The sequence below is a fragment of the Streptomyces sp. NPDC100445 genome, assembly GCF_044759735.1.
Lineage (GTDB): Bacteria > Actinomycetota > Actinomycetes > Streptomycetales > Streptomycetaceae > Streptomyces.
Genome location: NZ_JBIVZV010000006.1, coordinates 23,872 through 50,013 on the forward strand (window position 1 = coordinate 23,872; position 26,142 = coordinate 50,013).

General features: G+C 73.8%; 24 protein-coding genes. 11 read left to right on the plus strand and 13 right to left on the minus strand.

Annotation, left to right across the window (positions count from 1 at the left end; all coding sequences use genetic code 11):
• Positions 1–226 precede the first annotated feature (226 nt).
• Positions 227–934 carry a GntR family transcriptional regulator gene (locus ACIQVT_RS16355; protein ID WP_403753063.1) on the minus strand — a complete coding sequence of 236 codons (708 nt, stop codon included), beginning with the start codon at positions 932–934 and terminating at the stop codon, positions 227–229.
• A 160-nt stretch (positions 935–1,094) separates the two neighbouring features.
• Between ACIQVT_RS16355 and ACIQVT_RS16360 the strand changes: the two genes are divergently transcribed.
• The 4 genes from ACIQVT_RS16360 to ACIQVT_RS16375 all read left to right on the plus strand — a co-directional run bounded on the left by ACIQVT_RS16360 (position 1,095) and on the right by ACIQVT_RS16375 (position 4,816).
• Entirely contained in the window at positions 1,095–2,411 is a 1,317-nt protein-coding gene (locus ACIQVT_RS16360; protein ID WP_403753066.1) for an MFS transporter, read from the plus strand.
• A gap of 115 nt (positions 2,412–2,526) precedes the next feature.
• Positions 2,527–3,285 carry a LamB/YcsF family protein gene (locus ACIQVT_RS16365; RefSeq protein WP_403754073.1) on the plus strand — a complete coding sequence of 253 codons (759 nt, stop codon included), beginning with the start codon at positions 2,527–2,529 and terminating at the stop codon, positions 3,283–3,285.
• On the plus strand, positions 3,282–3,899 hold the full coding sequence (gene pxpB / locus ACIQVT_RS16370; protein WP_403753069.1) for a 5-oxoprolinase subunit PxpB: 618 nt from the start codon (positions 3,282–3,284) through the stop codon (positions 3,897–3,899). Before ACIQVT_RS16365 ends, pxpB begins: the two co-directional genes overlap by 4 nt.
• Positions 3,896–4,816: a biotin-dependent carboxyltransferase family protein gene (locus tag ACIQVT_RS16375; RefSeq protein WP_403753072.1), complete on the plus strand. Its 921-nt coding sequence runs from the start codon at positions 3,896–3,898 to the stop codon at positions 4,814–4,816. The genes pxpB and ACIQVT_RS16375 overlap by 4 nt, the downstream gene beginning before the upstream one ends.
• Positions 4,817–4,879: 63 nt before the next feature.
• On the opposite strand, the gene ACIQVT_RS16380 is transcribed toward ACIQVT_RS16375, so the two are convergent.
• Together ACIQVT_RS16380 and ACIQVT_RS16385 are read right to left on the minus strand one after the other, a co-directional pair.
• The gene (locus ACIQVT_RS16380) at positions 4,880–6,298 is read right to left on the minus strand and encodes a HEAT repeat domain-containing protein (protein WP_403753075.1); all 1,419 of its coding nucleotides are present in this window, start codon (positions 6,296–6,298) and stop codon (positions 4,880–4,882) included.
• A gap of 299 nt (positions 6,299–6,597) precedes the next feature.
• Positions 6,598–6,990 carry an ankyrin repeat domain-containing protein gene (locus ACIQVT_RS16385; RefSeq protein WP_403753078.1) on the minus strand — a complete coding sequence of 131 codons (393 nt, stop codon included), beginning with the start codon at positions 6,988–6,990 and terminating at the stop codon, positions 6,598–6,600.
• A gap of 363 nt (positions 6,991–7,353) precedes the next feature.
• Between ACIQVT_RS16385 and ACIQVT_RS16390 the strand changes: the two genes are divergently transcribed.
• Positions 7,354–7,548: a hypothetical protein gene (locus ACIQVT_RS16390; RefSeq protein ID WP_121789823.1), complete on the plus strand. Its 195-nt coding sequence runs from the start codon at positions 7,354–7,356 to the stop codon at positions 7,546–7,548.
• A 40-nt stretch (positions 7,549–7,588) separates the two neighbouring features.
• Positions 7,589–9,229 carry a hypothetical protein gene (locus ACIQVT_RS16395; protein ID WP_403753082.1) on the plus strand — a complete coding sequence of 547 codons (1,641 nt, stop codon included), beginning with the start codon at positions 7,589–7,591 and terminating at the stop codon, positions 9,227–9,229.
• 29 nt (positions 9,230–9,258) lie between these two features.
• Here the strand turns inward: ACIQVT_RS16395 and ACIQVT_RS16400 are convergent, their stop codons facing one another.
• The gene (locus ACIQVT_RS16400; protein WP_403753085.1) at positions 9,259–10,767 is read right to left on the minus strand and encodes a PLP-dependent aminotransferase family protein; all 1,509 of its coding nucleotides are present in this window, start codon (positions 10,765–10,767) and stop codon (positions 9,259–9,261) included.
• 135 nt (positions 10,768–10,902) lie between these two features.
• Between ACIQVT_RS16400 and ACIQVT_RS16405 the strand changes: the two genes are divergently transcribed.
• The 3 genes from ACIQVT_RS16405 (at position 10,903) to ACIQVT_RS16415 (ending at position 13,059) form a co-directional block, all read left to right on the plus strand.
• On the plus strand, positions 10,903–11,526 hold the full coding sequence (locus tag ACIQVT_RS16405) for a YitT family protein (protein WP_403753087.1): 624 nt from the start codon (positions 10,903–10,905) through the stop codon (positions 11,524–11,526).
• Complete coding sequence (locus ACIQVT_RS16410; protein ID WP_403753090.1) at positions 11,523–12,299, plus strand: glycerophosphodiester phosphodiesterase; 777 nt, start codon at positions 11,523–11,525, stop codon at positions 12,297–12,299. The genes ACIQVT_RS16405 and ACIQVT_RS16410 overlap by 4 nt, the downstream gene beginning before the upstream one ends.
• Before the next feature lie 385 nt (positions 12,300–12,684).
• The gene (locus ACIQVT_RS16415; protein WP_361987590.1) at positions 12,685–13,059 is read left to right on the plus strand and encodes an RNA polymerase-binding protein RbpA; all 375 of its coding nucleotides are present in this window, start codon (positions 12,685–12,687) and stop codon (positions 13,057–13,059) included.
• Between the two features lie 103 nt (positions 13,060–13,162).
• Here ACIQVT_RS16415 and fxsA read toward each other — a convergent pair whose 3' ends face one another.
• From fxsA to ACIQVT_RS16435, 4 genes are all read right to left on the minus strand, one after another.
• Positions 13,163–13,717: an FxsA family membrane protein gene (fxsA, locus tag ACIQVT_RS16420; RefSeq protein WP_403753093.1), complete on the minus strand. Its 555-nt coding sequence runs from the start codon at positions 13,715–13,717 to the stop codon at positions 13,163–13,165.
• 68 nt (positions 13,718–13,785) lie between these two features.
• On the minus strand, positions 13,786–14,589 hold the full coding sequence (locus tag ACIQVT_RS16425) for a polyprenol monophosphomannose synthase (protein ID WP_403753096.1): 804 nt from the start codon (positions 14,587–14,589) through the stop codon (positions 13,786–13,788).
• 556 nt (positions 14,590–15,145) lie between these two features.
• Positions 15,146–16,753 (minus strand): amidohydrolase, encoded by a 1,608-nt coding sequence (locus ACIQVT_RS16430; RefSeq protein ID WP_403753099.1) that lies wholly within the window; start codon positions 16,751–16,753, stop codon positions 15,146–15,148.
• Between the two features lie 52 nt (positions 16,754–16,805).
• Positions 16,806–17,246, minus strand: a complete 441-nt coding sequence (locus tag ACIQVT_RS16435) for an Lrp/AsnC family transcriptional regulator (RefSeq protein WP_403753102.1) — start codon at positions 17,244–17,246, stop codon at positions 16,806–16,808.
• A 234-nt stretch (positions 17,247–17,480) separates the two neighbouring features.
• On the opposite strand from ACIQVT_RS16435, the gene ACIQVT_RS16440 reads away from it, so the two are divergent.
• The gene (locus tag ACIQVT_RS16440; protein ID WP_403753106.1) at positions 17,481–17,924 is read left to right on the plus strand and encodes a hypothetical protein; all 444 of its coding nucleotides are present in this window, start codon (positions 17,481–17,483) and stop codon (positions 17,922–17,924) included.
• A 1,304-nt stretch (positions 17,925–19,228) separates the two neighbouring features.
• Here the strand turns inward: ACIQVT_RS16440 and ACIQVT_RS16445 are convergent.
• A complete protein-coding gene (locus ACIQVT_RS16445) occupies positions 19,229–20,401 on the minus strand; it encodes an acyl-CoA dehydrogenase family protein (RefSeq protein WP_403753109.1) in 1,173 nt (390 codons plus the stop codon).
• Between the two features lie 333 nt (positions 20,402–20,734).
• Here ACIQVT_RS16445 and ACIQVT_RS16450 point away from each other — a divergent pair, with 333 nt between their 5' ends.
• Positions 20,735–21,967 carry a glycoside hydrolase family 18 protein gene (locus ACIQVT_RS16450; RefSeq protein WP_403753112.1) on the plus strand — a complete coding sequence of 411 codons (1,233 nt, stop codon included), beginning with the start codon at positions 20,735–20,737 and terminating at the stop codon, positions 21,965–21,967.
• A 75-nt stretch (positions 21,968–22,042) separates the two neighbouring features.
• Here the strand turns inward: ACIQVT_RS16450 and ACIQVT_RS16455 are convergent, their stop codons facing one another.
• The 4 genes from ACIQVT_RS16455 to ACIQVT_RS16470 all read right to left on the minus strand — a co-directional run bounded on the left by ACIQVT_RS16455 (position 22,043) and on the right by ACIQVT_RS16470 (position 26,115).
• Complete coding sequence (locus ACIQVT_RS16455) at positions 22,043–22,690, minus strand: TetR/AcrR family transcriptional regulator (protein ID WP_403753115.1); 648 nt, start codon at positions 22,688–22,690, stop codon at positions 22,043–22,045.
• 79 nt (positions 22,691–22,769) lie between these two features.
• Positions 22,770–22,910 (minus strand): SCO1431 family membrane protein, encoded by a 141-nt coding sequence (locus ACIQVT_RS16460; RefSeq protein ID WP_403753118.1) that lies wholly within the window; start codon positions 22,908–22,910, stop codon positions 22,770–22,772.
• Between the two features lie 103 nt (positions 22,911–23,013).
• Positions 23,014–24,372 (minus strand): peptidase C39 family protein, encoded by a 1,359-nt coding sequence (locus tag ACIQVT_RS16465; RefSeq protein ID WP_403753121.1) that lies wholly within the window; start codon positions 24,370–24,372, stop codon positions 23,014–23,016.
• Between the two features lie 204 nt (positions 24,373–24,576).
• Positions 24,577–26,115, minus strand: a complete 1,539-nt coding sequence (locus tag ACIQVT_RS16470) for an amino acid permease (RefSeq protein ID WP_403753124.1) — start codon at positions 26,113–26,115, stop codon at positions 24,577–24,579.
• Positions 26,116–26,142: the final 27 nt, after the last annotated feature.

Sequence of the window (26,142 nt, forward strand, 5' to 3'; positions counted from 1 at the left end):
GACGGGGCCCACGCCGGGCACCGGCCGAAGACACCACACGGCGTCCCCCCGACGCCGGACCCCAGGCGCGACGGGGCACCACGGGGGCCAGAGGCCCGGGCACCACAAGGCATCCGCCAAGCACCGGCCCAAGGCACCACAGGGCGCGCCCGGCACCGGACCACAGCCGGGACAGCGCCGGCGCCGGTGCCGGAGCAGAGTCCGTCCGGGGAAGGGCCGGGCCGGGTCAGGAGGTGTCGGTGACGTCCTCCCCCACCCGTCGCACGTAGACCTCCACGACGCGTTCCAGGGAGTCGGCCAGGTAGGTCTCCAGCAGCCGCCCGGCCTCGCCGCGGTCCCCGGCCTCCAGGGTGCGCAGGATGCGGCGGTTGCGGGCGAGGTACGGCTCGTGCAGCCGGTGCGGGTCGTCCACCACGTGGAAGGCCAGCCGCAGTTCGGCGAAGACGCTGCGCATCAGCTCGTCGGTGCGCTCGCTGCCGGCGAGGGCGACCAGTTCCCGGTGGAAGTGGATGTTGGCCGTACCCACCGCCTTCCAGTCGCCCACGGCGGCCGCCCGCTCGCCCTCGGCGACCGCCTCGGCCAGCCCGTGGAGCGGGTACGGGGGGTCGCCCAGACCGCGGACGACGGCGCACTCGACGAGGGAGCGCGTCCGGTAGATGTCCGTGACGTCCTCCACGGTCAGCACCCGCACGAACACGCCGCGGTTCAGCTCGTGCACCAGCAGACGCTCGTGCGTGAGCAGCCGGAACGCCTCGCGCAGGGTGTTGCGGGAGACCCCCAGCGCGCCGCCGATGCTGTCCTCGGACAGGCGGGTGCCGGGCGGGAAGTACCCGTCCGCTATCCGGCTCCTGAGGATGTCCGCGACCCGCTCCGCCGTACTCGTGCGCCCCAGGAGGGCTCGGTCGTCGGCCAGTCCCGCCGTCTGCTCCGCCATGCCGGGATTCAACCGCAGACGCGGGAACGGTACAACGTGGGTATTGAAGGATCGTTGAACGATCCTCTACGGTGCTCACACCGCACGGCCCACGGCCGTGGCACGGCCGCCGTGCGGCGCTCACCTCCCGCACCCTCCGTCCCCCCTCTGCGAGGTGCCCATGAGCACGACCCCACCGCCCCGGTCCGTGCCCCCCGGGGTACGCCCGGGAGCCGACGGCGCCGGCGAGGACGGCGCGTTCGGCTGGCTGCGCGCCCTCGGCCCGGACGGCCGGCGCGCGTTCACCGGGGCGTTCGGCGGCTACGCCCTGGATTCGTACGACTACTTCACCCTGCCGCTCAGCATGGTGGCGCTCTCGGTCCACTTCGGTCTAAGCAGCGGGCAGACCGGCCTGTTCACCACCGTCACCCTCGTCGTCTCGGCGGTCGGCGGCGCCGCGGCGGGTGTGGTGGCGGACCGGGTGGGCCGGGTCCGGGCCCTGATGATCACCGTGCTCACGTACGCGGTCTTCACCGTCGCCTGCGGCTTCGCGCCCGATTACGAGTCGCTGTTGGTCTTCCGCGCGCTCCAGGGCCTCGGTTTCGGCGGCGAGTGGGCGGTCGGGGCGATCCTGGTCGCCGAGTACGCGGGCGCGCGCCACCGGGGACGTACGCTCGGCGCGGTCCAGAGCGCCTGGGCGGCCGGCTGGGCGCTCGCGGCGGTCGCGTACACCCTCGTCTTCTCCGTCGCCGGTGACGACCTGGCCTGGCGGATCATGTTCTGGACCGGTGCGCTGCCCGCGCTGTTCGTGGTGTGGCTGCGCCGCCGGGTGCACGACGCCCCCACGGCGACGGCCGCGCGCGAGCGGGACGCCGGGCGGGGCTCGTTCGCCGCCGTCTTCCGGCCGGGCCGGGACGGTGCCCCGGGCCTGCTGCGCACCACGGTCTTCGCGAGCCTGCTGTCCACGGGCGTGCAGGGCGGCTACTACACGCTGGCGACCTGGGTGCCGACGTACCTCAAGTCCGAGCGCGGCCTGTCGGTCGTCGGTACCGGGGGCTACCTGGCCTTCCTCATCTCGGGCGCGTTCCTCGGCTACCTGACGGGCGGCCACCTCACCGACTGGCTCGGCCGGCGCGCCAACATCTGGCTGTTCGCGCTGCTGTCGGCGCTGTGCATCCTGGTGTACGCGAACATCCCGCAGGGCTCCGGCACCCTCCTGCTGGTGCTCGGGTTCCCGCTCGGCTTCTGCATGTCGGCCATCTTCAGCGGCTTCGGCTCCTACCTGAGCGAGCTGTACCCGACGGCGGTGCGCGGCACCGGGCAGGGCTTCACGTACAACACCGGCCGCGCGGTGGGCGCGGTGTTCCCGACCCTGGTCGGCTTCCTCGCCGAGAGTTGGGGTGTGGGCGGTGCGCTGGTCTTCGGCGCGATCGGTTACGGCCTGGCCGCGCTGGCACTGCTCGGGCTGCCGGAGACGCGCGGGAAGGAGCTGGCGTGAGGAGGGCGAGCGTTGCCCGCGAGCAGCGGGACGGACCGGCCGGGGCCGCCCGGCCGACAGCCCCGCGAGAACCGGAGGACAGGGGAACACCGTGAGCGCGCTCGACGAGAACACCATGACCGCGATCGATCTGAACGCCGACCTGGGCGAGGGGTTCGGCCGCTGGCGGCTGACCGACGACGAGCGGCTGCTGTCCGTCGTCACCAGTGCCAACGTGGCCTGCGGGTTCCACGCCGGGGACCCGGCCACCATGCGCCGGGTGTGCGACCTCGCGGCCGCGCGCGGGGTGACGATCGGCGCGCAGGTCTCCTACCGGGACCTCGCCGGGTTCGGGCGGCGCGCGATGGACGTGCCGCCCGCCGAGCTGGCGGCCGAGGTCGCCTACCAGATCGGGGCCCTGGACGTGTTCGCGCGGGCGGCCGGGGCACGCGTCGCCTACGTCAAACCGCACGGCGCGCTGTACAACCGCGTCGTGCGCGACCCGGAGCAGGCCGGCGCGGTCGTCGAGGGCGTGCTCCTCGCCGGCGCGGCGCTCCCGGTGCTGGGACTGCCCGGTTCCCGGCTGTTGGAGCTGGCCGCGCGGGCAGGGCTGCCGGTCGTCACGGAGGCGTTCGCGGACCGCGCCTACACCGACGAGGGCACGCTCGTGCCGCGCGGCCTCGACGGTGCCGTGGTGACCGACCCGGAGGCCGTCGTGGAGCGCTCGGTGGGTCTCGCGTGCTCCGGCACGGTCACGGCGCACTCCGGCGCGCGCATCGAGGTGCGCGCCCGGTCGCTGTGCCTGCACGGTGACACCCCCGGCGCGGTGGAGCTGGCCCGCCGGGTGCGGGAGCGGCTGGTGGCGGCCGGGGTGCGGCTGGAGGCGTTCGCGTGAGGACGCTGCCCGTCGGTGACGACGCCCTGCTGGTCGAGGTGGCCTCCGGGGAGGAGGCGCAGGCCCTGCACGCGCAGTTGGTGCGCCGCCGCGAGGAGGGCGTGCTCAGCGTCCGGGAGATCGTCCCGGCGGCCCGTACGGTGCTGCTGGACGGGCTGACCGACCGGGCCCGCTGGGCGGCCGAGCTGACGGCGCGCCCGGTGCCGGCGGCGCCGCCACGCGCGCGTGAGCTGGTCGAACTGCCCGTGCGCTACGACGGCCCCGACCTCGCGGACGTGGCCGCGCACTGGGGGGTGGCCGAGCGGGACGTGGCCCGCGTCCACGCGGACACCGAGTTCACGGTGGCCTTCTGCGGGTTCACGCCCGGCTTCGGCTACCTCACCGGCCTCCCGGCCCGCTACCACGTGCCGCGCCGCGCGACCCCGCGCACGGCGGTCCCGGCCGGTGCCGTGGGGCTGGCCGGGCCGTACACGGGCGTGTACCCGCGTTCCTCGCCGGGCGGCTGGCAGCTGATCGGCACGACGGACGCGGTGCTGTGGGACCCGGCCCGGGTACCGGCGGCGCTGCTGGCACCGGGGGCACGGGTGCGGTTCGTACCGGTGGAGGGGCCGTGACCGGGGCGGACGACCCGGCCGACCCGCGCACCCCGGCCGGGGCGCGCCCGCGTGACCGGGTGCTGGTGGTGGTGCGCGCCGGGGCACTGACCACCGTGCAGGACGGCGGTCGCCCGGGGTACGCGCACCTCGGTGTGCCGCGTTCCGGCGCGCTCGACCCGCCGACGGCGGCCCTCGTGAACCGGCTCGTCGGCAATCCGCCCGACGCCGCCGTACTGGAGACCACCCTCGACGGCTGTGCGGTACGTACCCGCGCCGCGGTGACCGTCGCGGTCGGCGGAGCGCCCTGCCCGGTGTGGGTGGACGGCCGGCCGGCGGCCTGGGGCGCCCCGGTCGCCGTACCGGCCGGGGCGCTGCTGGAGGTGGGCAGGGCCACGGCCGGGGTGCGCGCCTACGTCGCCGTCGGCGGGGGCGTCGCCGTCGAACCGGTGCTGGGCAGCCGGGCCACCGACCTGCTGTCCGGTCTGGGGCCGGCACCGCTGGTCGACGGCACGACACTGCCGCTGGGCGCCCCGGCCGGTCCGCCCGCGCGCGTGGACGCCGTTCCCCAGCCGCGTCCACCGGCCGAGCTCGTGCTGCGCGTGACGCCCGGTCCGCGCGACGACTGGTTCACGGCACGGGCGGTGCGGGACCTGACCACGCGCGCGTACCGCGTCTCCGCGGCGAGCAACCGCATCGGTCTGCGCACCGAGGGGCCCGCGCTGGAGCGGGCCCGGACCGGGGAACTGCCCAGCGAGGGTCTGGTGCTGGGCGCGGTGCAGGTGCCGCCGGACGGGCGCCCGGTGGTGTTCCTCGCGGACCATCCGACCACGGGGGGCTACCCGGTGATCGCCGTGGTCCGCGCCGCCGATCTTCCGGCCGCGGCGCAGGCCCTGCCGGGCATCCCGGTCCGGTTCCTGCCGGTACGCCGCCGCTGAGCCCCGGCGCACCCCGCGTCGCGGCGGGGCCCCCGAGCGGGCCGGGGCCGGGCGGGCGCGGGGTCAGCCGAGCGTCGCGTCGGGCCCGAAGCGGCTGCGGACGGCGGTCTGCACCTCCGCCTCCTCGGCCGGGTCGGCGGCCAGGCGGCGCAGTCGTTCGACGACCCGGGTGTCGCCGGTCTCGGCGTGCCGGGCGGCGAGTTCGCGGGTGGTCTCCTCGCAGTCCCACAGGCACTCGACGGCGAACCCGGTGGCGAAGGAGGGGTCGGTGGCGGCGAGCGCGCGGGCGGCCCGGCCCCGCAGGTGGGAGGAGGCGGTCTCGCGGTAGACGTGGCGCAGCACGGGTGCCGCGCAGGCGATGCCGAGGCGTCCGGCGCCGTCGACGAGGGTCCACAGGGTGGGTGCGTCCGGGCCCTCGCCCCGGACGGCGTCGCGGAGGGCGCCGAGGACGAGGTCGCTGTCCCGGGCGGCGCCGCGGCAGGCGAGTACGCGGCCGGCGGCGGCGCCGAGCGCGTCGGGACGCCCGGTCCAGCCGCGGGCGCGGTCGACGGCGGCGACACTGCGCATCCGCTCGAAGGCGTCCACCGCGGCCTGAGCGACGGGGGACGTGCCGTCGGCGACCGCGGCCTCGATGAGGTCGAGGGCGCCGGGGTCGTTGCCGTCGGCGAGGTAGCGCAGCGCGGTGCAGCGGGCGCCGTCGATGCCGTCGCGCGCGGCCCGCAGGATCTCGGGCCGGTCCTCGGGGCCGGCCACGGCGACCAGGCAGCGGGCGGCGGGCACGTACAGGGCGACGCCGCGCTCCATGCCCTGCTGGGCCCATTCGAAGACGGCGCGGACGCTCCATCCCGGGCGGGGCCCGGTGGGGCGCAGCTGGCGTTGCCAGCGATCGAAGCAGCCGGTCTCCCGGGCGGCACGCACCCGGGTGGCGATCGACGGACGCGCGTCCTCCGCCCACAGCCGCCAGGGCCGGGGTTCGAAGGCGTCGCGCACGGCGGTGGCCAGCTCGGCCTCGCCCTCGGGGTCGGTGCCGAAGCGGGCCAGGACGGGGGCGGCGAGGGCGCGCAGGCCGGCGTCGTCGTCCCGCAGGGCCAGCTCGTCCAGGGCCCAGGCCCAGTTGGCGCCCTGGGCGGCGTACCGGCGCAGCAGTTCGAGGGCGTCCCGCCTGCCGTAGGAGGCGAGGTGTCCGAGGACGGCCAGAGCGAGGCCGGTACGGGACTCGTCGGTGTCCAGGACGTCGTCCACGCCGAAGAGGTGCGCCTCGACGGCGTCCAGCTCGGCGTTCAGGTCGAGGTGGAGGCGGGCGTAGTACAGGGAGCGGTTCTCCACCTGCCAGTCGTGGCGGGGGTCGCGCAGGACACAGTGGTTGAGCGCCGCGAGCGCCTCGGCCCGCGGGGCGGTGAGCGCATGCAGCGTGCCGTCGCCACGACCGCGCTGGAGCAGCCCGAGCAGCGTACCGCTGGGCGCTATGACCGGATCGAACATGGGAAACAGCCTCACATCAAGCGTCGACGCAACCGGGAGACACGCATTACCTGGCCGCGTGACACAACGTCGGAGTGCCCGCCGTCTCTTGCTTGCTGTGAACCATCTCTCTCTGCCTCTCGTCGGTGGCCCATACGGACCGCGTCACGGCCCGCGCGGCGCGGCATCACCCGCCCGGCCATCGCGTCCGTGAATCACGTCGTCATGATGACCCGCGGTGTGTCCTGCCGCGACCGTATTTCCGGCGGCCTGCTACCGCCTCCCCCGTTTTGTGTGTCGTATCCGGTCGGTCGGCGCCGTCAGCGGACGCCGAACAGCTCCAGCAGCTCGGTCCTGCCGAACATCCTTGCCGTGTCGACGGCCGACGGCGTTCCCGCGGTGGGGTCGGCACCGCCTTCCACCAGCGCCTTGATGACGTCGGTCCCGCCCTTGAAGACGGCGCCGGCGAGGGGGGTCTGGCCCCGGTCGTTGATCTGGTCGGCCGTCGCGCCGCGGGCGAGCAGCGCGCGGACGGCGTCGGCGTGGCCGTGGTAGGCGGCGAGCATCACCAGGGAGTCGCCGCGGTCGTTGGTGAGGTCGGCCGGGACGCCCGCGTCGACGTACGCCACGAGCGCCTCGGTCTGCCCCTGCCGGGCCAGATCGAAGATCTTGGTCGCCAGCTCCACGACCTCGGGGTCGGGGGCTTCACTCATCGGCCGGACCGCCTCTCCTTGCGTAGGGGGTACTGCTCGGGGACCGCTCGGACGCGCTTCGGGGCCGCTCGGGGCCCGCTCCGGGAGCGAGCGGGCGTACGGCGGCGAGCGGAGCGCTGCCGTACGGGTGAATCGCCAGCGTACTGGCTCGTGGGGCACATGACCCGATGTGCCCGAGGTAAAGATCGCCAACAGCGCCCGCCGGAGGCAACCGTCCTGGTCAGCGGGGTCGCCACCACTCCGCCAGCCGGGGGAAAACAGCCGTATTTCACCCAGTTGCACCTTTAATCGTATGGATACATCCTGTGATCCTGGAAGAACTCATGGTGACTGTCCCCCACCTTCGACACCAGGAGGCCCCAAATGATCCTCTCCCTGTCAGGCGTGTTCCTGCTCGGCACGATCGTCTTCCTCTTCTTCCGCAAGGACGGGCTGAAGGGCTCGCACGCCGCGGTCACGGCCCTGTTCGGGTTCTACCTGTCGAGCACGGCCATCGCCCCCAGCATCAAGGCCGGCGGCGAGAGTCTGGCGAGCCTCCTCGGCGGCATCAAGTTCTGACCCCGCCCGTCACGCCCGCACGCACGATCAGGAGACAGCAGTGGCCCGGCGCCCTCTCCCCCGCATTCTGAGCAAAGACAGCGCGCAGATCGCCCGGACGCAGATCGCCCGGAGCCGGGAGCTGGCCCGGACGGCGGCCGACAGCGCCACCGACGTCCTCCACCCGCTGATCACCGTCTCGCGCGGACTGCGCCGGCTGGCCTCGGCCGGGCGGCGCAGGTGGGCGGAGACCCCCAAGGACAAGCGCGGGCCCCTGATGTTCCTGGTGGCCTCGCTGTTCCTGGTGGTGGCCCTGCTGCCGTACGGGCCGCTGCTCACCGTCATCACCGTGATGGGAGCGGCGGCCTGGCAGGGCCGCGACCGCAACCCGTCGGCGTCCGACGGGCCCGACGAGTCCCAGTCCGAGCGGCTCCAAGCGCTGTACGAGGCCCTGGTGCCGTACTTCTCCGGCCCCGACGACCCGGCGCCGCTGTACGCACACGGCGGGGAGTGGGAGAACGCCTTCACGGACCACGAGTTCGACGACACCGGCCGCGTCGGTCACCTCGTGATCCGCTACCCCGCCTACTTCCCGGACGGCGAGCCCGCGGCCCGCGCCCGGATCGAGCACCTGCTCACCGTGAAGGCCGGCCGGGGCCGCGAGTACCGCTTCGCGTGGGACGAGGAGGGCAACCGGCTCACCGTCACGGTGCTCGCCCCGCTGCCCGCCGACGTCCCCGCCCAGCGCTTCGTCACCGCACCGGGAGAGACCGTCCTCGGCTTCACCGACCCGAGCGAGGTCCAGCGCACGCTCCCGCTCTCGTACGGCGAGGAACACATCGACGTCCCGCCCATCGTCTGGCGCACCGGCATCCGCTCCACCGAGCCGCACCTGCTGGCGATGGGCCATCCCGGCAGCGGCACCTCCACCCTGCTGCGCTCCGTCGCCCTCCAGGCCCTGGAGTACGGCGACGTGCTGATCGTCGACGGCGGCGGCACCGGCGAGTACGCCTGCCTGACCGGCCGGGACGGCGTGCTCGCCGTGGAGTGCGCCCTCGCCGGGGCCCTGGCCAGCCTGGAGTGGGCCGCGCAGGAGACCGAGCGGCGGCTCGTCGCGATCAACCTGGCCCGGCAGGCGGGCGAGCCGCCGCCCGCGGACACCCGGCGCCCGCTGTGGATCCTGCTGGACCGGCCCGGCGTCTTCGCGCACCTCGCGGGGGCGGAGGGCCGCAAGGATCCGCAGGCACTGCTCCAGGTTCCGTTGCGGCACGGCCGCGCGGCGAACGTCACCGTGGTCGTCGCCGAGCAGTTCGAGAGCGGCGAGGCGCTGAGCGAGGCGGTGCGGCAGCACACGCGGGCCCGGGTCGTGCTCGGGGCCGCGGCGCCGCAGCAGGTGGAGGCGGTGCTCGGCGCGCCCCCGCACACGACGACCCTCGTGCACATGCCGCCCGGGCGGGGCTACGCCCGGCTGGGGTCCGGTCCGGTGCACCGCCTCCAGGTCCCGCGCACCCCCGATCCGTACGACGACGCCACGAGCGACGCCGACCGGCAGGCGGTACTGGCCCTGCTGCCGGCCCGCACCACCCCCGCGGACGCGGAGGCGCCGGTGCCGCCGGAGACGACGGATACGACGGAGCCGCCGGAACCGGTGATCGAGCGGGCCCCGCTGACCGCGGAGGCCGTGGGCGCCGAGACCGCCTGAGCCGGACCGCGCCCCCGGGTGCGCGTGCCCTAGGCCACGAGGGTCCGCGGCGACTCCCCCGCTCCCGTCGCGCCCGATTCGACCAGCCGCGCCGCGGCGGCGAGCCGGGCCGCCGCCTCGTCCGCCACCGCTCCCCCGACGGTGAACGGCAGCCGGACGTAGCCCTCGAACGCGCCGTCGACGCCGAAGCGGGGACCGGACGGGACGCGCACGCCGGTGCGTTCGCCCGCCTCGGCGAGGCGGGAGCCGGAGAGGCCGCCGGCCCGGACCCAGAGGGTCAGGCCGCCGCGCGGCACCTCGAACTCCCAGCTCGGCAGCTCCCGGCGGAGCGCGGCCACCAGCGCGTCCCGGTTCCCCCGGGCCTGGGCGCGGCGCAGGTCGACCGCCTGCGCCCAGCCGCCGGTGCTGAACAGCCAGTTCACGGCCAGCTGCTCCAGCACCGGGGTACCGAGATCGGCGTACGCGCGGGCGGCGACGAGGCTGCGGACCACGTCCGGCGCCGCCCGCACCCAGCCGATGCGCATGCCCGCCCAGAACGCCTTGCTGGCCGAGCCGACCGTGATCACCGTGGAGCCGGCCGGGTCGAAGGCGCACACCGGCCGGGGCATGCCGCCGTCCCGGAACTCCTCCTCCAGCCACAGTTCGGTCATCGTCTCGTCGGCGACGAGGACCGTGCCGGCCGAGCGGGCCGCGTCCACGAGCCGGCGCCGCTGGTCCTCGTCGGCGAGCGCGCCGGTGGGGTTGTGGAAGTCGGCGACGACGTAGGCGAGGCGAGGCGCGGCCTCACGCAGGACCTGGCGCCAGCGGTCCATGTCCCAGCCGGACAGCCCCCCGGCCATCGCGATGGGGACCAGCCGGGCGCCCGTCTCCCGCATCAGCTGGAGGATGTTGGCGTAGGACGGGGACTCCACCGCGATGCGCTCGCCGCGGCCCGCGAAGAGATGGCAGATGGCGTCGATGGCGCCCATCGCGCCGGTCGTCACCATGATCTGCTCGGGCATGGTGGGGATACCGCCGGCGGTGTACCGCTCGGCGATCATCGAGCGCAGGGCGGGCAGTCCGGCCGGGTAGTCGCCGTGCGTGTGGGCGTAGGGCGGCAGTTCCTCCAGGGCACCCCGCACGGCCCGGGTGAGCCACGGCTCCGGCGCCGGGAGCGAGGCGCAGCCCAGGTCGATCATCGAACCGAGGGCCTCCGGGGGCAGCGGCTCCAGCCCCCGGGCGGGGACCGGGTTGCCGGCGGGTACGGCGGTCCAGCTCCCGGCTCCGCGCCGGGACTCCAGGAAGCCCTCGCCGCGCAGCGCCTCGTAGGCCGCCGCGACCGTCGTGCGACTGACGGAGAGGGACAGCGCGAGCTCGCGTTCCGCGGGGAGGCGGGCGGCCACCGGGACCCGGCCCTCGAGCACCAGCAGCCGGATGCCGTCGGCGAGGGCACGATAGGCGGGGGGCCGGCGGGTGCCGGGTCCGGCCGGGCGGTCCTGCTGGGAGTTGAGGAGCCGGGCGAGCTGCGCGGCCCCCACCGCCGAGGTCCACTGCGCCATGAAGATCAGTCCACCTTCCCCGGATTGGCCATGGATGGAGTTCCATCCCGAGCCACAGAGTGGCATGTGCCAGTCCAGTTCCACTACCCAGGGGGGTATGTCGTGTCCAGTCCCGGTCGCCACATAGGACGACGGTTGATCCAGCTGTACGCCGGACTCGTGCTGTACGGCGCGAGTTCCGCGCTGCTCGTGGCGGCGGGGCTGGGGCTGGAGCCCTGGAACGTGCTGCACCAGGGGCTCGCCGAGCTGACCGGGCTGAGCATCGGGGCCGTGTCGATCGTCGTGGGCGCGGTGGTGCTGCTGCTGTGGATCCCGCTGCGCCAGCGGCCCGGGCTCGGCACGGTCTCCAACGTCTTCGTGGTGGGGCTGGCCATGGACGGCACGCTCGCGCTCGTCCCGGACCTGCGCTCCCTCGCCGTACGCGTTCCGCTGATGGTGGCGGGGATCGCGCTGAACGGCGTGGCGACCGGCCTGTACATCGCGGCGAGCTTCGGTCCGGGTCCGCGCGACGGGTTGATGACGGGTCTGCACCGGCGCACCGGCCGGTCGGTCCGGCTGATGCGGACGGCGGTCGAGGTGGCGGTGGTGGTCACCGGGTTCGTCCTCGGCGGCACCGTCGGCCCGGGCACCGTGCTGTACGCGCTGGCCATCGGTCCGCTGGTCCAGCTGTTCCTGCGGGTGTTCGCCGTGCGGCCGGCACCCGCCGGCACGGCGGTCGTCGCCACGGCGTCACCGGAGGGGGCCATACTGCGTCCGTGACCCTCACGACACCGGCACCGCGCCACCCGTACCTGGACCATCCCGGCCCGATCGCCTTCGCCCACCGGGGCGGGGCCGCCGGGGGCCTGGAGAACACCGTGGCGCAGTTCCGGCGCGCGGTCGAGCTCGGGTACCGGTACATCGAGACGGATGTGCACGCCTCGGCGGACGGCCGGCTGGTCGCCTTCCACGACGCGACCCTGGACCGGGTCACCGACGCGGCGGGCCGGATCGCCGACCTGCCGTGGGCGGAGATACGGCACGCGCGCGTGGACGGCCGGGAGCCGGTGCCGCTGTTCGAGGAGCTGCTGGAAACTTTTCCCGGGGTGCGCTGGAACGTCGACGTCAAGGCGGAGCAGGCGCTGCGGCCCCTGCTGGGGCTGATCGAGCGCGCGGACGCCTGGGACCGGGTGTGCGTGGGCTCCTTCTCGGAGGCTCGCGTGTTGCGGGCCCAGCGGCTGGGCGGGCCGCGTCTGGCCACCTCCTTCGGGACGCGCGGGGTGCTGAACCTGCGGCTGCGGTCCTGGGGACTGCCGGGTGCGGTGCGCCGGTCGGCCGTGGCCGCGCAGGTGCCCGAGGCGCAGTCGGGCGTTCCCGTGGTGGACCAGCGCTTCGTGCGCGCCGCCCACGCCCGCGGCCTGCACGTGCACGTGTGGACGGTGAACGAGCCCCGGCGCGTGCACCGGCTGCTGGATCTGGGGGTCGACGGCATCATGACCGACCACATCGAGATGCTGCGCGAGGTCATGGAGGACCGCGGCGTCTGGGTCTGATCGCGCGGCCCCACTCACCCGGTGGTTCGCCGCGCAGCGGTACGGGCGTTACCGGTACGGGGCGTGCGATCGGCCGGGCGGGGCACCCGGTACCGGAAAGGATCTGGCGTCGATTTAGCGCTCGGCGCGAAAGGGCGGTAGTGTACGCGTTTGGCCTGCCAGGCGTACCGTTACTGCGCGTCAATGATGCCGAGCGCTGGGTGACATCTGCTAGCAGATGTGACAAACCGGGCGCCTGTGGGTAGAACAAGGGGCGGCTACGACGGCGACGCACGACCCGGAACGGGACTCGGAACGGGAATCTTTACCGCCGACCGGACGTTGACCGGATGACGACGACAGCGACACCTGTCCTGTGGGCGACAAAGCCCGGGAGGCACGATTCATGAGTGAGCGAGCTCTTCGCGGTACGCGCCTCGTGGTGACCAGCTACGAGACGGACCGCGGCATCGACCTGGCCCCGCGCCAGGCCGTGGAGTACGCATGTGAGAGGGGCCATCGCTTCGAGATGCCCTTCTCGGTCGAGGCGGAGATCCCGCCGGAGTGGGAGTGCAAGGTCTGCGGGGCCCCGGCACTCCTGGTGGACGGCGACGGCCCGGAAGAGAAGAAGGCCAAGCCCGCGCGTACCCATTGGGACATGCTGATGGAGCGACGCACCCGCGAGGAGCTCGAAGAGGTCCTCGAGGAGCGTCTGGCGGTTCTCCGTTCCGGGGCGATGAACATCGCCGTTCACCCCAGGGACAGCCGCAAGAGCGCATAACTGCGAGACGAACACCGATAACCGCGGGCGCCGTACGTGAAGACGTACGGCGCCCGCGGTTTCGTGCCGCCCGGACGGCCGGTGCCGCCCGGGCACGGCCGGATCAGCGCGTCAGCGGGGGCCGCCGCTCCCCCGGCTCGGAGCGGTCCTCCCTGATGACCTCGCCCTGCACCACCTTGCCGTCGGGCCGGTGCACACGGGCCTGCTGGAAGGCGCCGCCCAGAGTGCCCGGGGCCGCCTCGCGGAGCCTGCGCTCCAGCGCGCTCCCGGTGCGGCGGCTCACCGCCCGCTGGACCGGCGGGAGCAGCAGGAGCAGGCCCAGGGCGTCCGAGATCATGCCGGGGATCACCAGCAGCAGGCCACCGAGCATCGTCAGGCCGTTGCCGCCGCCGCGCGCCGGGGAGCCGCCCCGCCGGAGCGCCTCGTCGAGGTTGCGGAAGGCGCGCCGGCCCGCCCGCTTGATGATCACGGAGCCGGCCACCACGCCCGCGGCCAGCAGCAGGAACACGCCGAGGCCCCCCGCCGCCCCCGCGACCAGGGTCAGCAGCCAGATCTCCAGCACCAGCCACCCGGCGAGACCCAGCGGCAGGTACCTGCGCAACCGGGAGCGCCGCCGGGGCCGGGCGGTGTACGGGGAGGTCGGAGCGCCAGTCGTCATGCTTCCAGTGTGCCTGGGCGTGGCTCAGCGCGGGATAAGGGAGTGACCGGCCGGCCGGAGGGGCGCGCTCAGGCCTGGCGCTCCTTGCCGTCCTTGCCGGTGAGCTTGCCGATGCGCTCGCCGACGCCCCAGGCGGTGACCCGCCACAGCGCCTCGACCACGATGTCCCGGCTCATCTTGGAGTCGCCCAGTTCGCGCTCGACGAAGGTGATGGGGACCTCGACGACGTGGTAGCCGGACTTCACCGCGCGGCGCGCCAGGTCGACCTGGAAGCAGTAGCCCTGCGAGGAGACCTCGGCGAGACCCAGTCCCTCCAAGGTCTCGCGGCGGAAGGCCCGGAAGCCGCCGGTCACGTCACGGAGCGGCACGTCGAGCAGGAGCCGGGAGTAGGTGGAGCCGCCGCGGGAGAGGAACTCGCGGGACTTCGGCCAGTTCACCACCCGGCCGCCGGGCACCCAGCGGGAGCCGAGGACCAGGTCGGCGCCCTTGAGGGCGGTGAGCAGCCGGGGCAGTTCCTCCGGCTGGTGGGAACCGTCGGCGTCCATCTCGACCAGTACGCCGTAGTCCCGCTCCAGACCCCAGCGGAAACCCGCGAGGTAGGCGGCGCCGAGGCCCTCCTTGCCCTTGCGGTGCAGCACCTGGACGTGATCGTCCCCGGCGGCCAGCTCGTCGGCGAGCTTGCCGGTGCCGTCGGGGCTGTTGTCGTCCGCGATCAGCACGTGCGCGTCGGGGACGGCCTCACGCACCCGGCCGACGATGGTCCTGATATTCTCCGCCTCGTTGTAGGTCGGAATGATCACCAAGGCGGTACCGAGCGGGCCGAACCGCCGCTCCTGGGCCTTGGCCGCGAGGGTCCCGTCGCCGTCGTTCACTGCTGCCCCTTCATGTCGTACGCAGGGGACCACCATAGTGGGCCCCGCCTGGGAGGACGTGACGGCTCGTGCGTCATTTGGTGTCGATCGCACAAGAACGGGGTAAGAGCCCGGTTTCCGGCCCCCTCACCTTACGTCCGCCCCACCTCGGTGGCACGGCGGATGGGGGCCCGGCGCCCTTCGGGCCGACCAGGGACCCGCTGGCTGCGGATCGACCGAAAGCCGTTGTCTACTGAGCGCCCGGGCCCCACCCGGGTCACACCTGGCCGACCGGCTGGGCGTTCCCCCGTCGGCGCGGGCGCTGAGCCTGGCTCCCAGCGACGGTGCCCGGTGCGGCACACCGTCCCTGACCCAGCGGCGCTGCGACAGGTGTTCTGAACGCTCCTCGGTCGGGCGTCCGGTGGTGGACCCGGCCGAACCTACCGGCCTCCCGCCGCCGACTGTCAACAGCCGTCTGACCTGCGGCGACCGTTGACGGGGCGTCGTCGGCGGGGAGGATGCGCAGGTGGGGCGGCGGGCCCGCGGCGGCCGGGGACCGCCGCGCCACCCCCGGAGATCACTCGCCCGGCCGTACGAACACCGTCCGGCCGCCCACGACGGTGCGCAGACAGACCGGCAGGTCGCGGCCGGGGGCCAGGTCGGGCAGACCGGGGGTGCCGGAGCGCGGGTCGGTGGACCAGCGGGCGACCCGGTCGTCGGGGGCCTGGACGATCAGCTCGCCGGTCCGCCAGACGGCGTAGTCCGCGGGCGCGCCCGGCACGAGGATCCCCGCGTCGTCGCGGCCGACGGCCCGCCAGCCGCCCCGGGTGTGCGCCGTGAACGCGGCACGGACGGAGATCCGGTGCTCGGGCGTGTGGTGGAAGGCGGCGGCGCGGACCGTGCCCCAGGGGCCGAGCGGGGTGACCGGGCTGTCGGACCCGAACGCGAGCGGCACGCCGGCGCGCAGCAGCGCGGCGTACGGGTTGAGGGTGCGGGCCCGTTCGGCGCCCAGCCGCCGGGCGTACATGCCGTCCTCGCCGCCCCACAGGGCGTCGAACGCGGGCTGGACGGAGGCGATCAGTCCCAGCTCGGCGAAGCCGGCGACGGTCTCGGGAGTGAGCATCTCGGCGTGCTCGACGCGGTGCCGGGCGGCGCGGACGCGGGCCAGGCCCGCCTTCTCGGCGGCGGCGCGCACGCCGTCGACCACGGCGGACACCGCGGCGTCGCCGATGGCGTGGAAGCCCGCCTGGAGTCCGGCCTCGGTGCAGGCCAGGACGTGGGCGGCGACGGCGTCGGCGTCCAGGTGGAGGGTGCCGGTGTGGGCGGCGGCGTCGGCGTAGGGCTCGTGCAGGCAGGCGGTGTGCGAGCCGAGGGCGCCGTCGGCGAAGAGGTCGCCCGCTGCGCCGGCCGCGCCCAGCTCACGGGCCTTCGCCGGGTCCTGCTCCGCCCAGTAGCCGACCACCCGGGGGCCCGGCGTCCCGGCGGCGAGCTCCAGCAGGCCGGTGAAGTCGTCCTCGGAGGAGATCTGCGGGCCGCCGCACTCGTGGACGGTGCCGATGCCGAGCGAGGCCGCGTGGGCCAGGGCGGTGCGCTGGGCCTCGGCGCGCTGGGCCGGGGTGACGGCGGCGAGGGCCGCCGCGCGGACGGCGTGGTGCGCGTCCCCGGTCAGCGGGGCGTCCCCGCGCGGGACCGGCCCGGGGATCAGGTCCAGCAGGGCGGTGGTGACGACCGCCGAGTGCACGTCGATGCGGGACAGGTACAGCGGCCGTCCCCCGGTGGCGTCGTCCAGCTCCGCACGGGTCGGCGGACGGCCACCGGGCCAGCGTGCCGCGTCCCAGCCGTGGCCCAGCAGGACCCGGTCACCGGGGCGGGCCGCGGCGAACTCGCGGACACGGGCGAGGGCCGCCTCCAGGGAGGGGGCGCCCGACAGGTCGAGGCCGGTCAGGGCCAGGCCCGTGGCGGTGGTGTGCACATGGGCGTCGGTGAAGGCGGGGGTGACGAGGGCGCCGTCGAGGTCGACCACCTCGTCCACACCGTCGGCGAAGGCGTCGGCGGCGCCCTCGGAGCCGACCCACGCGACCTGGCCTCGCTCCACGACCATCGCGGTGGCGAAGGGGTCGGCGGGGCTGTGCACCTCGCCGCGGCGCAGGAGGACGGTCTGGGGCTCGGCGGACTGCTCACTCATGACGCACAGTCTCTCGCGTGCGCGGGGTGCGCCGGGCACCGGGGCGGCCCGGTCAGATCTTCGGGGCGCGCGCCTCGTAGGGAGTCGACAGCACCACGGTGGTGCGGGTCGAGACGCCGGCCAGGGTGCGCACCCGGGCCAGCAGTTCCTCCAGTTCGTGCGGGGTGGCGACGCGCACCTTGAGGATGTAGTTCTCGTCACCGGCCACGCTGTGGCACGCCTCGATCTCGGGGACGCCGGCGAGGCGCTCCGCGATGTCGTCGGGGGCGCTGGGGTCGAACGGCTTGACCGAGATGAACGCGGTGAGCGGCAGCCCGACGGCCTCCGGGTCGACCACCGCGGCATAGCCCCGGATGACGCCACGCTGTTCCAGCCGGCGCACCCGCTGGTGCACGGCCGACGTGGACAGGCCCGTGGCCTTGCCCAGGTCTGTGTAGCTCATCCGCCCGTCGACGACGAGCAGCTGCACGATCTGTCGGTCCAGCTCCTCCATGTCGCCAAAACCTACAGTGCGGCTGATCTCCCCGGATACCTCGGAGGCGCAGGTCATTCCCCGTGGGGCGGAAAAGCCGCCGGAACGGGCACCTGCGCGCGGCATGTGACCAACGCCACACGCCACGTGCAGGCTCCGTGATGTTCTCGTGATTACCGCCCGGACCGGACGGGAAGTGCTTGCTGTGGCCGGGACCGCAGCGCCGTCACGGCCCAGTCCTAGGGGGAGAAGCCCATGCAGAGTGTCAGCCACCCTGATCGTTCCGCGTCCACGCGTCGGCAGTCCGTCCTCGAGCCCGAACCGGAGGGCGTCGAACCCGACGACCTCTTCGACGAGGAACTGGAACTGGACGCCTACGACACCTTCGAGATGTACCGGGTGGTCTGCCCGGACTGCGCCCAGCCGATCGCGCTGCTGGCGGACGAGGAGGTCCTGCCGGAGCACGCGCTGTGCGCCTCGCCCTGGAACCCGTTCGGGCTGACGGTGTGCGCCGGCACGGGCCGCGCGGCGGCCGACGCCCGCCCCGCGGACGAGTCCTGCGAACCCCAGGAGCAGGACACCGCGCTGCTGCTGACGCTCCCCCAGGGCCTGGACTGGCGGACGCAGCCCTTCTCGCACGTCGGCGGCCCGGGCTCCCGCCCGATGCGCGTACCGGCGATGCGCCGCGAAGCCGCCTGACGCTCCGCCACCGTCCCGCACCCGCACCGCGTACGGCGGTGTGGTGCGGGGCACCGGCGCGCCCACGGCGTCCCCGGACGGGCAACTGGACGCGGTCGGCGGGACGAGCCCGGTGCGCGCAACCGCTCGCCCCGCCCCGTTGTCGACCCGTCGGCCGCACGCCGTACGGCGGTGGCGGTGCGGGGCACCGGCGCGCCCACGGCGTCCCCGGACGGGCAACTAGACGCGGTCGGCGGGACGAGCCCGGTGCGCGCAACCGCTCGCCCCGCCCCGCTGTCGACCCGTCGGCCGCACGCCGTACGGCGGTGGCGATGCGGGGCACCGGCGCGCCCACGGCGTCCCCGGACGGGCAACTAGACGCGGTCGGCGGGACGAGCCCGGTGCACGTACCCACGAGGCACCGCGTAACCGCTCGTTCCGCCCGGCTACCGACCCGTCGCCCGCGCCCCGTACGGCAGTCGCGGAGCGGGGCGCCGGCGCACCCGGGGCCGCACGGCGTCTGCCCGAGGGCCAACGAGGCGCGGTCGGCCGGGCGGGCCCGACCCGGTGCGCGTACCGCGGGGCGACGCGAAGTCGCCTGACGCGCCAGTGCCGGGCCATGGTGCAGGCACCGCCCCCGGGACCGTCGACCGTACGGCGACCGCCCCGACAGGGAGGAAGATCGCGGACGGCGGGTCCGGGTCCCGTCCGGTGCGCCTACCCGCGAGGCGCCGCTAAGTCGCCTGACGCCCCGTGCCAGGCCATGGTGCAGGCACCGGCGTACTCGGGGCCGTCGACCGTACGGCGACCGCCCGAGAGCAAGAAGGTCGCAGACGGCGGGGCCGGGCTCCCGCCCGATGCACCTACCGGCGATACGTCCCGAAGTCGCCTGACGCCCCGGTGCCGGGCCGTGGCGCAGGCCCCGGCGTGCCCGGGGCCGTCGGCCTTACGGCTTCCGTGGACGGCGGGGCGGGGCTCCCGCCCGGTGCGCAGCGAAGTCGCCTGACGCCCCCCGTGCCGGGCCGCGATGAGGGGCTTCGGCGCGCGGTGGGGGTGGGTGAACTGACGCTCTAATTCGCCGGGCGGTGACCTGTCCGGCCGCCGCCGCGTTGGCCCGGGTATGAGCCTCATGGACTCGGCGGCCGGGTACCGGCGCCGCGTGTTCGCCCCGCGCCCCGGGGAATCGGTTCCGCCACCGGTGCCGCAGGACCCGCCCATCTACCGTGAGCTGCTGCGGACCTGGGCCGACCGGGGCCGGACCCTGCCGGGCCGCCACGACCCGGAGTGGGTCAGGCTGGCGGCGCCGACGGTCCTGCGGGGGCAGTTCAGCGACCCTCGGGTCCCGCCACGTGACGGGCGATGACCATGCGCTGGATCTGATTGGTGCCCTCCACGATCTGGAGGACCTTGGCCTCGCGCATGTAGCGCTCGGCCGGGAAGTCGGCGGTGTAGCCGTAGCCCCCCAGGATCTGCACGGCGTCCGTGGTGACCTTCATGGCCGTGTCCGTGCAGTGCAGTTTGGCCATGGCGGCCTGCTTGGCGAACGGCCGGCCCGCGTCGCGCAGACGGGCCGCGGCGAGGTAGAGCGCGCGGCCGGCCTCGATCTGGGTGGCCATGTCGGCGAGCATGAAGCGCAGGCCCTGGAAGTCGGCGACGGGCCGGCCGAACTGCCGGCGCTGCGTGGCGTAGCCGACGGCCTCGTCCAGCGCGGCCTGGGCGAGGCCGATCGCGCAGGCCGCGATGCCGAGGCGGCCGGAGTCGAGGGCGGCCAGGGCGATGGCGAAGCCCTGTCCCTCCTCGCCGATCCGCCGCTCGTCGGGGACCCGGACGCCGTCGAAGTGGACCTGGGCGGTGGGCGAGCCCTTCATGCCCATCTTCTTCTCGGGGGCGGCGCCGCTCAGGCCGGGGGCGTCGCCGGGCACGAGGAAGGCGGTGATGCCGCGCGGGCCGTCCTCGCCGGTGCGGGCCATCACGGTGTAGAAGTCGGCGATCCCGCCGTGCGTGATCCAGGCCTTGGTGCCGTCGATCACCCAGTCGTCGCCGTCCCGGACGGCCCTGGTGCGCAGGGAGGCCGCGTCGGAGCCGGAGGACGGCTCGGAGAGGCAGTAGGCGCCCAGGAGGCCGCCGCCGAGCATCGTCGGCAGGTGCTCGACCTGCTGTTGCTTGGCGCCGTACGCGGCGAGGGCGTAGGAGGCGAGGGTGTGGACGCTGACGCCGAGGCCGACGGTGAGGCGGGCCGCGGCGAGCTCCTCCAGGACCTGGAGGTAGACCTCGTACGGCTGGTCACCGCCGCCGTGCTCGGCGGCGTACGGCAGGCCGAGCAGGCCGGACTCGGAGAGCAGGGTGAAGACCTCGCGCGGGAAGCGGCCCGCGTCCTCCTCCTCGGCGGCCTGCGGGGCGATCTCACGCCGGGCGATGTCCCGGACGAGGGCGAGCAGATCCCTCGCCTCGTCCGTGGGCAGTTGACGCTCCACCGGCTGCGGGTCGCGGTCGGACATGGCGTCGGGCTCCTCCCTGTTCGGGCACCGGCGGTCCGGCCCGGGGGTGGGGGCGGCTCCGCCTGTTCGTCACGCCTGCCGGTGGGGGCCCGCTCCCGGGTCTCGGAAGCTGCTGACCAGCGGCATGCGCTGTGAGTATGCCCGATCGGCGACCTCCCGTCACCAGTTAACGACCGCTTACTTCGGAGCGCTACCCGGGGGTCACGCCGGGGCGGAAATTGGTCCGAACCATTGACCGGACTGGTCTAGTCCTCCTACTGTGCATGACCAACGCTTTACCGCGTTCATGCCAATCGGCGCGCGATCCCCTCTTCCCCCACGAGGAGACACCCGATGCACACTCCCCACCGGTCCGCCCTGCGGGCCCTCGTCTCGGCCGCGTGTACCGCCGCCCTGGGCGCCGGACTGCTGGCCGGCTCGGGCACGGCGACCGCGGCGACCCCGGCCGCACCGCAGGCCACGGCCGGCTCCAAGGTCGTCGGTTACTTCACCGAATGGGGCACGTACGACCGCAAGTACTACGTCAAGAACGTCGAGACCTCCGGCTCCGCGGCGAAGCTCACCCACATCAACTACGCCTTCGGCAACGTCACCGGCGGCAAGTGCGCGATGGGCGACTCCTACGCGGCCACCGACCGCGCCTACACCGCCGCAGAGTCCGTCGACGGCGTCGCCGACACGTGGGACCAGCCGCTGCGCGGCAACTTCAACCAGTTGCTGAAGCTGAAGAAGAAGCATCCGGGTCTGAAGGTGCTGTGGTCCTTCGGCGGCTGGACCTGGTCCAACGGGTTCGGGGAGGCCGCGAAGAACCCGGCCGCCTTCGCCCAGTCCTGCTACGACCTGGTGAAGAACTCCAAGTGGTCGGGGGTCTTCGACGGCATCGACATCGACTGGGAGTACCCGAACGCCTGCGGCAACACCTGCGACGCCAGTGGCCGGGACGCGTTCCGCAACGTGATGGCCGCCCTGCGGTCGAAGTTCGGCTCCAGCGGCCTGGTCACCGCCGCGATCACCGCGGACGCCACCAGCGGCGGCAAGATCGACGCCGCGGACTACGCCGGCGCCGCCCAGTACGTCGACTGGTACAACCCGATGACGTACGACTACTTCGGCGCCTGGGACGCGAAGGGCCCGACCGCCCCGCACTCCCCGCTGACCTCCTACTCCGGCATCCCGAAGGCCGACTACAACACCTCGGCGACCATCGCCAAGCTCCGGGGCCTCGGCATCCCGGCCGCCAAGCTGCTGCTCGGCATCGGCTTCTACGGGCGCGGCTGGACCGGGGTCACCCAGGCGGCGCCCGGCGGTACGGCCACGGGCCCGGCGGCCGGGACGTACGAGCAGGGCATCGACGACTACAAGGTGCTCAAGACCAAGTGCCCCGCGACCGGCACGGTGGCCGGCACCGCGTACGCCAAGTGCGGCAGCGCCTGGTGGAGTTACGACACCCCGTCGACCATCGGCACGAAGATGACGTACAAGAACCAGCAGGGGCTCGGCGGCACCTTCTTCTGGGAGCTGAGCGGCGACACCGCCAACGGTGAGCTGATCAAGGCCATCAACTAGCCCCTCACCGGGGGGAGTCGGGAGCGGGGGACCACGAGCCCCCGCTCCCGTTCCGTTCCCCGGCGCCGCCCGGGGTCAGCCGTCCCGGCGGGCGGCCGGCGGGGCCGGGCAGGCGGGGTCCAGTTCCTCGATGGCGCGCAGGGTCCCGCCGAGCGTCCGCACCAGCAGTTCGCGCATCGTGTCCCGGGGCAGCCCGGGGCGGTCGATCCACTCCAGGGTGGCGCCCTCCACGCTGCACACCCAGCCGAGCAGGCCCATCCGGGCCACGGCGGGGATGTCGCCGCGGCCGTAGGCGCCTTCGGCGATGGTGGTGACGATGACCTCGCGCACGCCGTCCCGGATCGCGTGCACCTCGGTGTCGGAGCCGACGCCGCCGCTGACGATGGTGCGGTAGGCGGCCTGATGGCTCTCGGCGTAGCGCAGGTAGCCGTCGACGGTGCGGTGCACGCGGTCCGTGGCCGGCAGCCGGGCGCCGCCGGCCGCGGAGGTGACGAGGGCGGCGACGGAGTCCTGGACGATCGCCAGGTAATAGCCGCGCTTGGAGCGGAAGTAGTAGTAGATGAGCCCCTTGGCGACGCGCGCCTGCCGGGCGATGTCGTCCATGGACAGCGCGTCGTAGGACGTGTCGGCGAACAGCTTCCGCCCGATGGCGATGAGTTCGGCGCGACGCGTCGCGGAGCGCTCGGTGCCGCGCACCGGGGTGACGGCACGCTGCTGCGGCATGTTCAAGGTCGACCCTGGTCTAGGCGGCCGGCGGGACTCCCGCAGTATGTCAGAACATGCCGGGCGTGGGACCGGTCGCTCAGAGCAGGCCGAGCTGGGTCACGAGCATCGCGAACACCACGACGAGGACCCAGCCCATCACCTGCTCGACGATCTTCGGGCCGTCTTCCTTGGGGCCGCCGGTGGCGGCGCGGGGGGCGGTGGCCGGGTATGCGGTCATATGAGTACTCGCAGAGGTCGGACGTGAGGGGCGGGACTTCCCCGTCCCGCATCAACCATGCCACCCGCGCCGGTACGCACGGCCATGAACTTGGTCACACGGATCAGTGCACGCCCACCGCCGCCAGGGCGCTGCGCTGGTGCGCGGTCGGATGGGCCGGGAAGTACAGGTAGCAGACCCCTCCGGAGCCGGAGACGACCTTCCCGGAGGCGTTGTACCGCTTGGTGCGCAGCCAGATGTTCTCGAACTCCCGGCGCCGGTAGACCCGTCGGACCGCCTCGTCGTCCGGGGAGGCCGGGTCGTTGGCGATCACGTCGCCCTCGGCCGTGAAGCCGATCACCGTCATCAGGTGGCCCGAGGTGCCGTAACCGGCTCCGGTCAGCTCGGTCTTGAGGAACGACTGGGACGTGATGGCCGGGATGCCGGCGGCGATCAGCGTCTCCAGGTCGGTGAGGGAGGCGAGCCGGGTGACCACGCCCTGGACGCCCGTGAAGGTGGCGGCGTAGGCGGCGTTGAAGGGCCAGTTGCCGCAGCCCTGGTACTGGTGGTCGTAGGTGGAGCGGGCCGCGTGGTCGACCTGCGGGTCGGCGTAGGACGGATCCACCCAGGACAGCTGCTCCGCGGTGAGCCGGCCGCCCCAGTACTCGATGATCATCTGCGAGGAGGTCGGACTGCACCAGGCCTCGCCACCGTTGTCGTACTCCGGGTACTGCCCCTGGTGGATCTCCTGCGAGTAGCGCGGGACGGCCAGCTCCTGGGCGAGGCCGGGAGTGGAGGCCGGGACGGTGAAGCGGTCGGGGATGTCGGAGCCCATCGCGCCGAACCGCCGGACGGTCGGGGTGAGGGAGGTGCCGGGCCGACGGTAGAGGGTGAGCCGCAGCCGGTACGAGGCCAGGCGCAGGCCGGTGCCCGGGTCGTCGACGGCGAAGGTGTCGGTCCAGACACTGCTCCTGCCGTCGCTCTGGTCGTCCACCGAGGTCCGCTTGATGTCCTGGTCGCCGGAGGCCCACCGCCCCATCACGTACCAGGGCGTGTCGGTGCCGTCGGAGTACGTGCCCCGGAGTTCGGCCTGGAGCCAGGTGCCCTCGGGGGTGTGCGCGTTCCACGAGACGACGGCCTCGGTCGCGGGCGTGGGGAGACGGTGGACCGGGGAGGTCCACGTGCCGTACTCCCAGGTGGCGGTGGTGCCGGTGTGCGGGTCGGTGTAGTCGGTGCGGCCGGCGGGGACGCCGATCGCCAGGCCGGGGCGCCGGCCGGAGAAGGGCCGGGTGCCCTCGGCGGTGCCGGAGCGCCAGTCGGCGTACGTGGTCCAGGCGCGGTAGTCGATCGGGCGGGGCTGCGTCCGGCCGGGCGCGGTGGCGGCGCGCGGCGCGGCGACCGCGGGGGCCGCGGTGCCGGTCACCGCCGCGGCGACGGCGGCGGCCAGGACGGTTCTGCGGGACGGCTGTTGGGCTTGGCTCATGGGCGCGACGACCCCCAGGTGTCCGAGTGGGCTGGTCCGGTGCACGGTTGTGCGCCAACTATGGAGCAGGGCGGATCGCCCTGCCAGCACTTGCGCGCATGCCGCGGCACGAATATTGGTCTGGTCCGCCGAAAGGGGTCATGACGGGTACGGAACGGCCCCGGCGCGCGGTCCGCGGGGCGCCGGGGCCGTTCGTCCGGCCGGTCAGACCAGGTCCATCGCGGCGACCTCGTCGGGGCGGCCGTAGCTGACCGGGCCCTGGAAGCGGCGGCGGGCGGTGGCGAACCACCACACCGTGGCCACCAGCAGGACGACGGCGAGCGCGATCGGCGCGTAGTTGAAGGAGTCGACGGTGATCGGCGAGGCCTGCGGCAGCATGAACAGGACGCTGCTGAGCAGGATCCAGACGACCGCGAGCCAGCCGATCGGCCGGCCCCAGCGGCCCAGGTGCCAGGGCCCGGGCCGGAAGGCGTCCCCGAGCCGCAGCCGCAGGAAGATCGGTACGGCGTAGGCGAGGAACAGCCCGACCACGTTGACGCTGACGATCGCGGTGAACGCGGTGTGCGACCACCAGCCCGGCACCACCAGGGCCAGCGAGCAGGCCACCGCGAACCAGACGGCCTTCACGGGCGTGCGGGTGCGCGGCGAGACCGAGTGCCACCAGCGGGAGCCGGGCATGGCGCCGTCCCGGGAGAAGGCGAAGATCTGCCGGGTGTTGCTGGTGAGGTTGGCGAGGCCGCAGAAGAGCATGGCGCCGATGACGATGAGGAGCATGAGCTTGGCGGCGCCGAGACCGAGGCCGTCGATGAGGATCTGGACGGGAGGCGCGGCCGAACCGGCCACCTCGGCGTAGTCGCCGATGCTGTAGACCAGTGCCAGCATCAGAACCAGGCCGGTGATCGCGGAAAAGGCGATGGCGCGGGTGATCCCCTTGGGGGCGCTCACCGTGGCGCGGACCGTTTCCTCGGACATGTGGAAGCTGCCGTCGAAGCCCGTGAAGGTCCAACTGGTGACCAGCAGACCGAGCATGCCGCCGTAAAGTCCGCTCGTGAAGCCGGTGTTGTTCTCGAAATGCGTCACGAAGGACGCGGACCGGTGTTGATCGGGCATCACGATGAGTGCGCCCACGATCACCACGAGTCCGATCAGGAGCCACCACACGGAAATGCGGTTCAGCAGGGCGACGAGCTGCACGGTGTAGGTGTTCGCCAGCCCTTGGAGGACGATCACGAGGGCCGTGATCAGCACCGTCTGGTGCGTCGTCGGCTGGTAGGAGGGCCACTGAAGCTGCACGAAGACCTGGATGAAGGTGGCGGCGGCATAGCCGGTGGCGGCGGTGCCGCCGATCTGGCCCACGAAGTTCAGCCAGCCCGTGAACCAGGACCAAGCGCCCTTGTGCCGCTTGGCGAGTTTTCCGGCCGAGAAATAGAGGGCGCCGCTCGTCGGGAAGGCCGAGGCGACTTCCGCCATGGCCGCGCCGATGAGCAGCACCATGACGGAGACACCGATCCAGCCGAACACGAGAATACGCGGCCCGCCCGCGTTCATACCGAATCCGAAGGACGAGAAGATACCCGAGAGGATATTGATGATGGTGAAGGAGATCGCGAAATTGTCGAACGCCTGGAAGCGCCGGGTGAGTTTTCGCGGATAACCCATCGCGTGCAGGGTCGCGTCGTCGTCGAGCACGACGGAGTCCGCCGCGCGCGTCCGCGCCCGGGGAGTCGACATCCGTTCCGACACAGATCGGCCTTTCTCTCGATGGGGCAG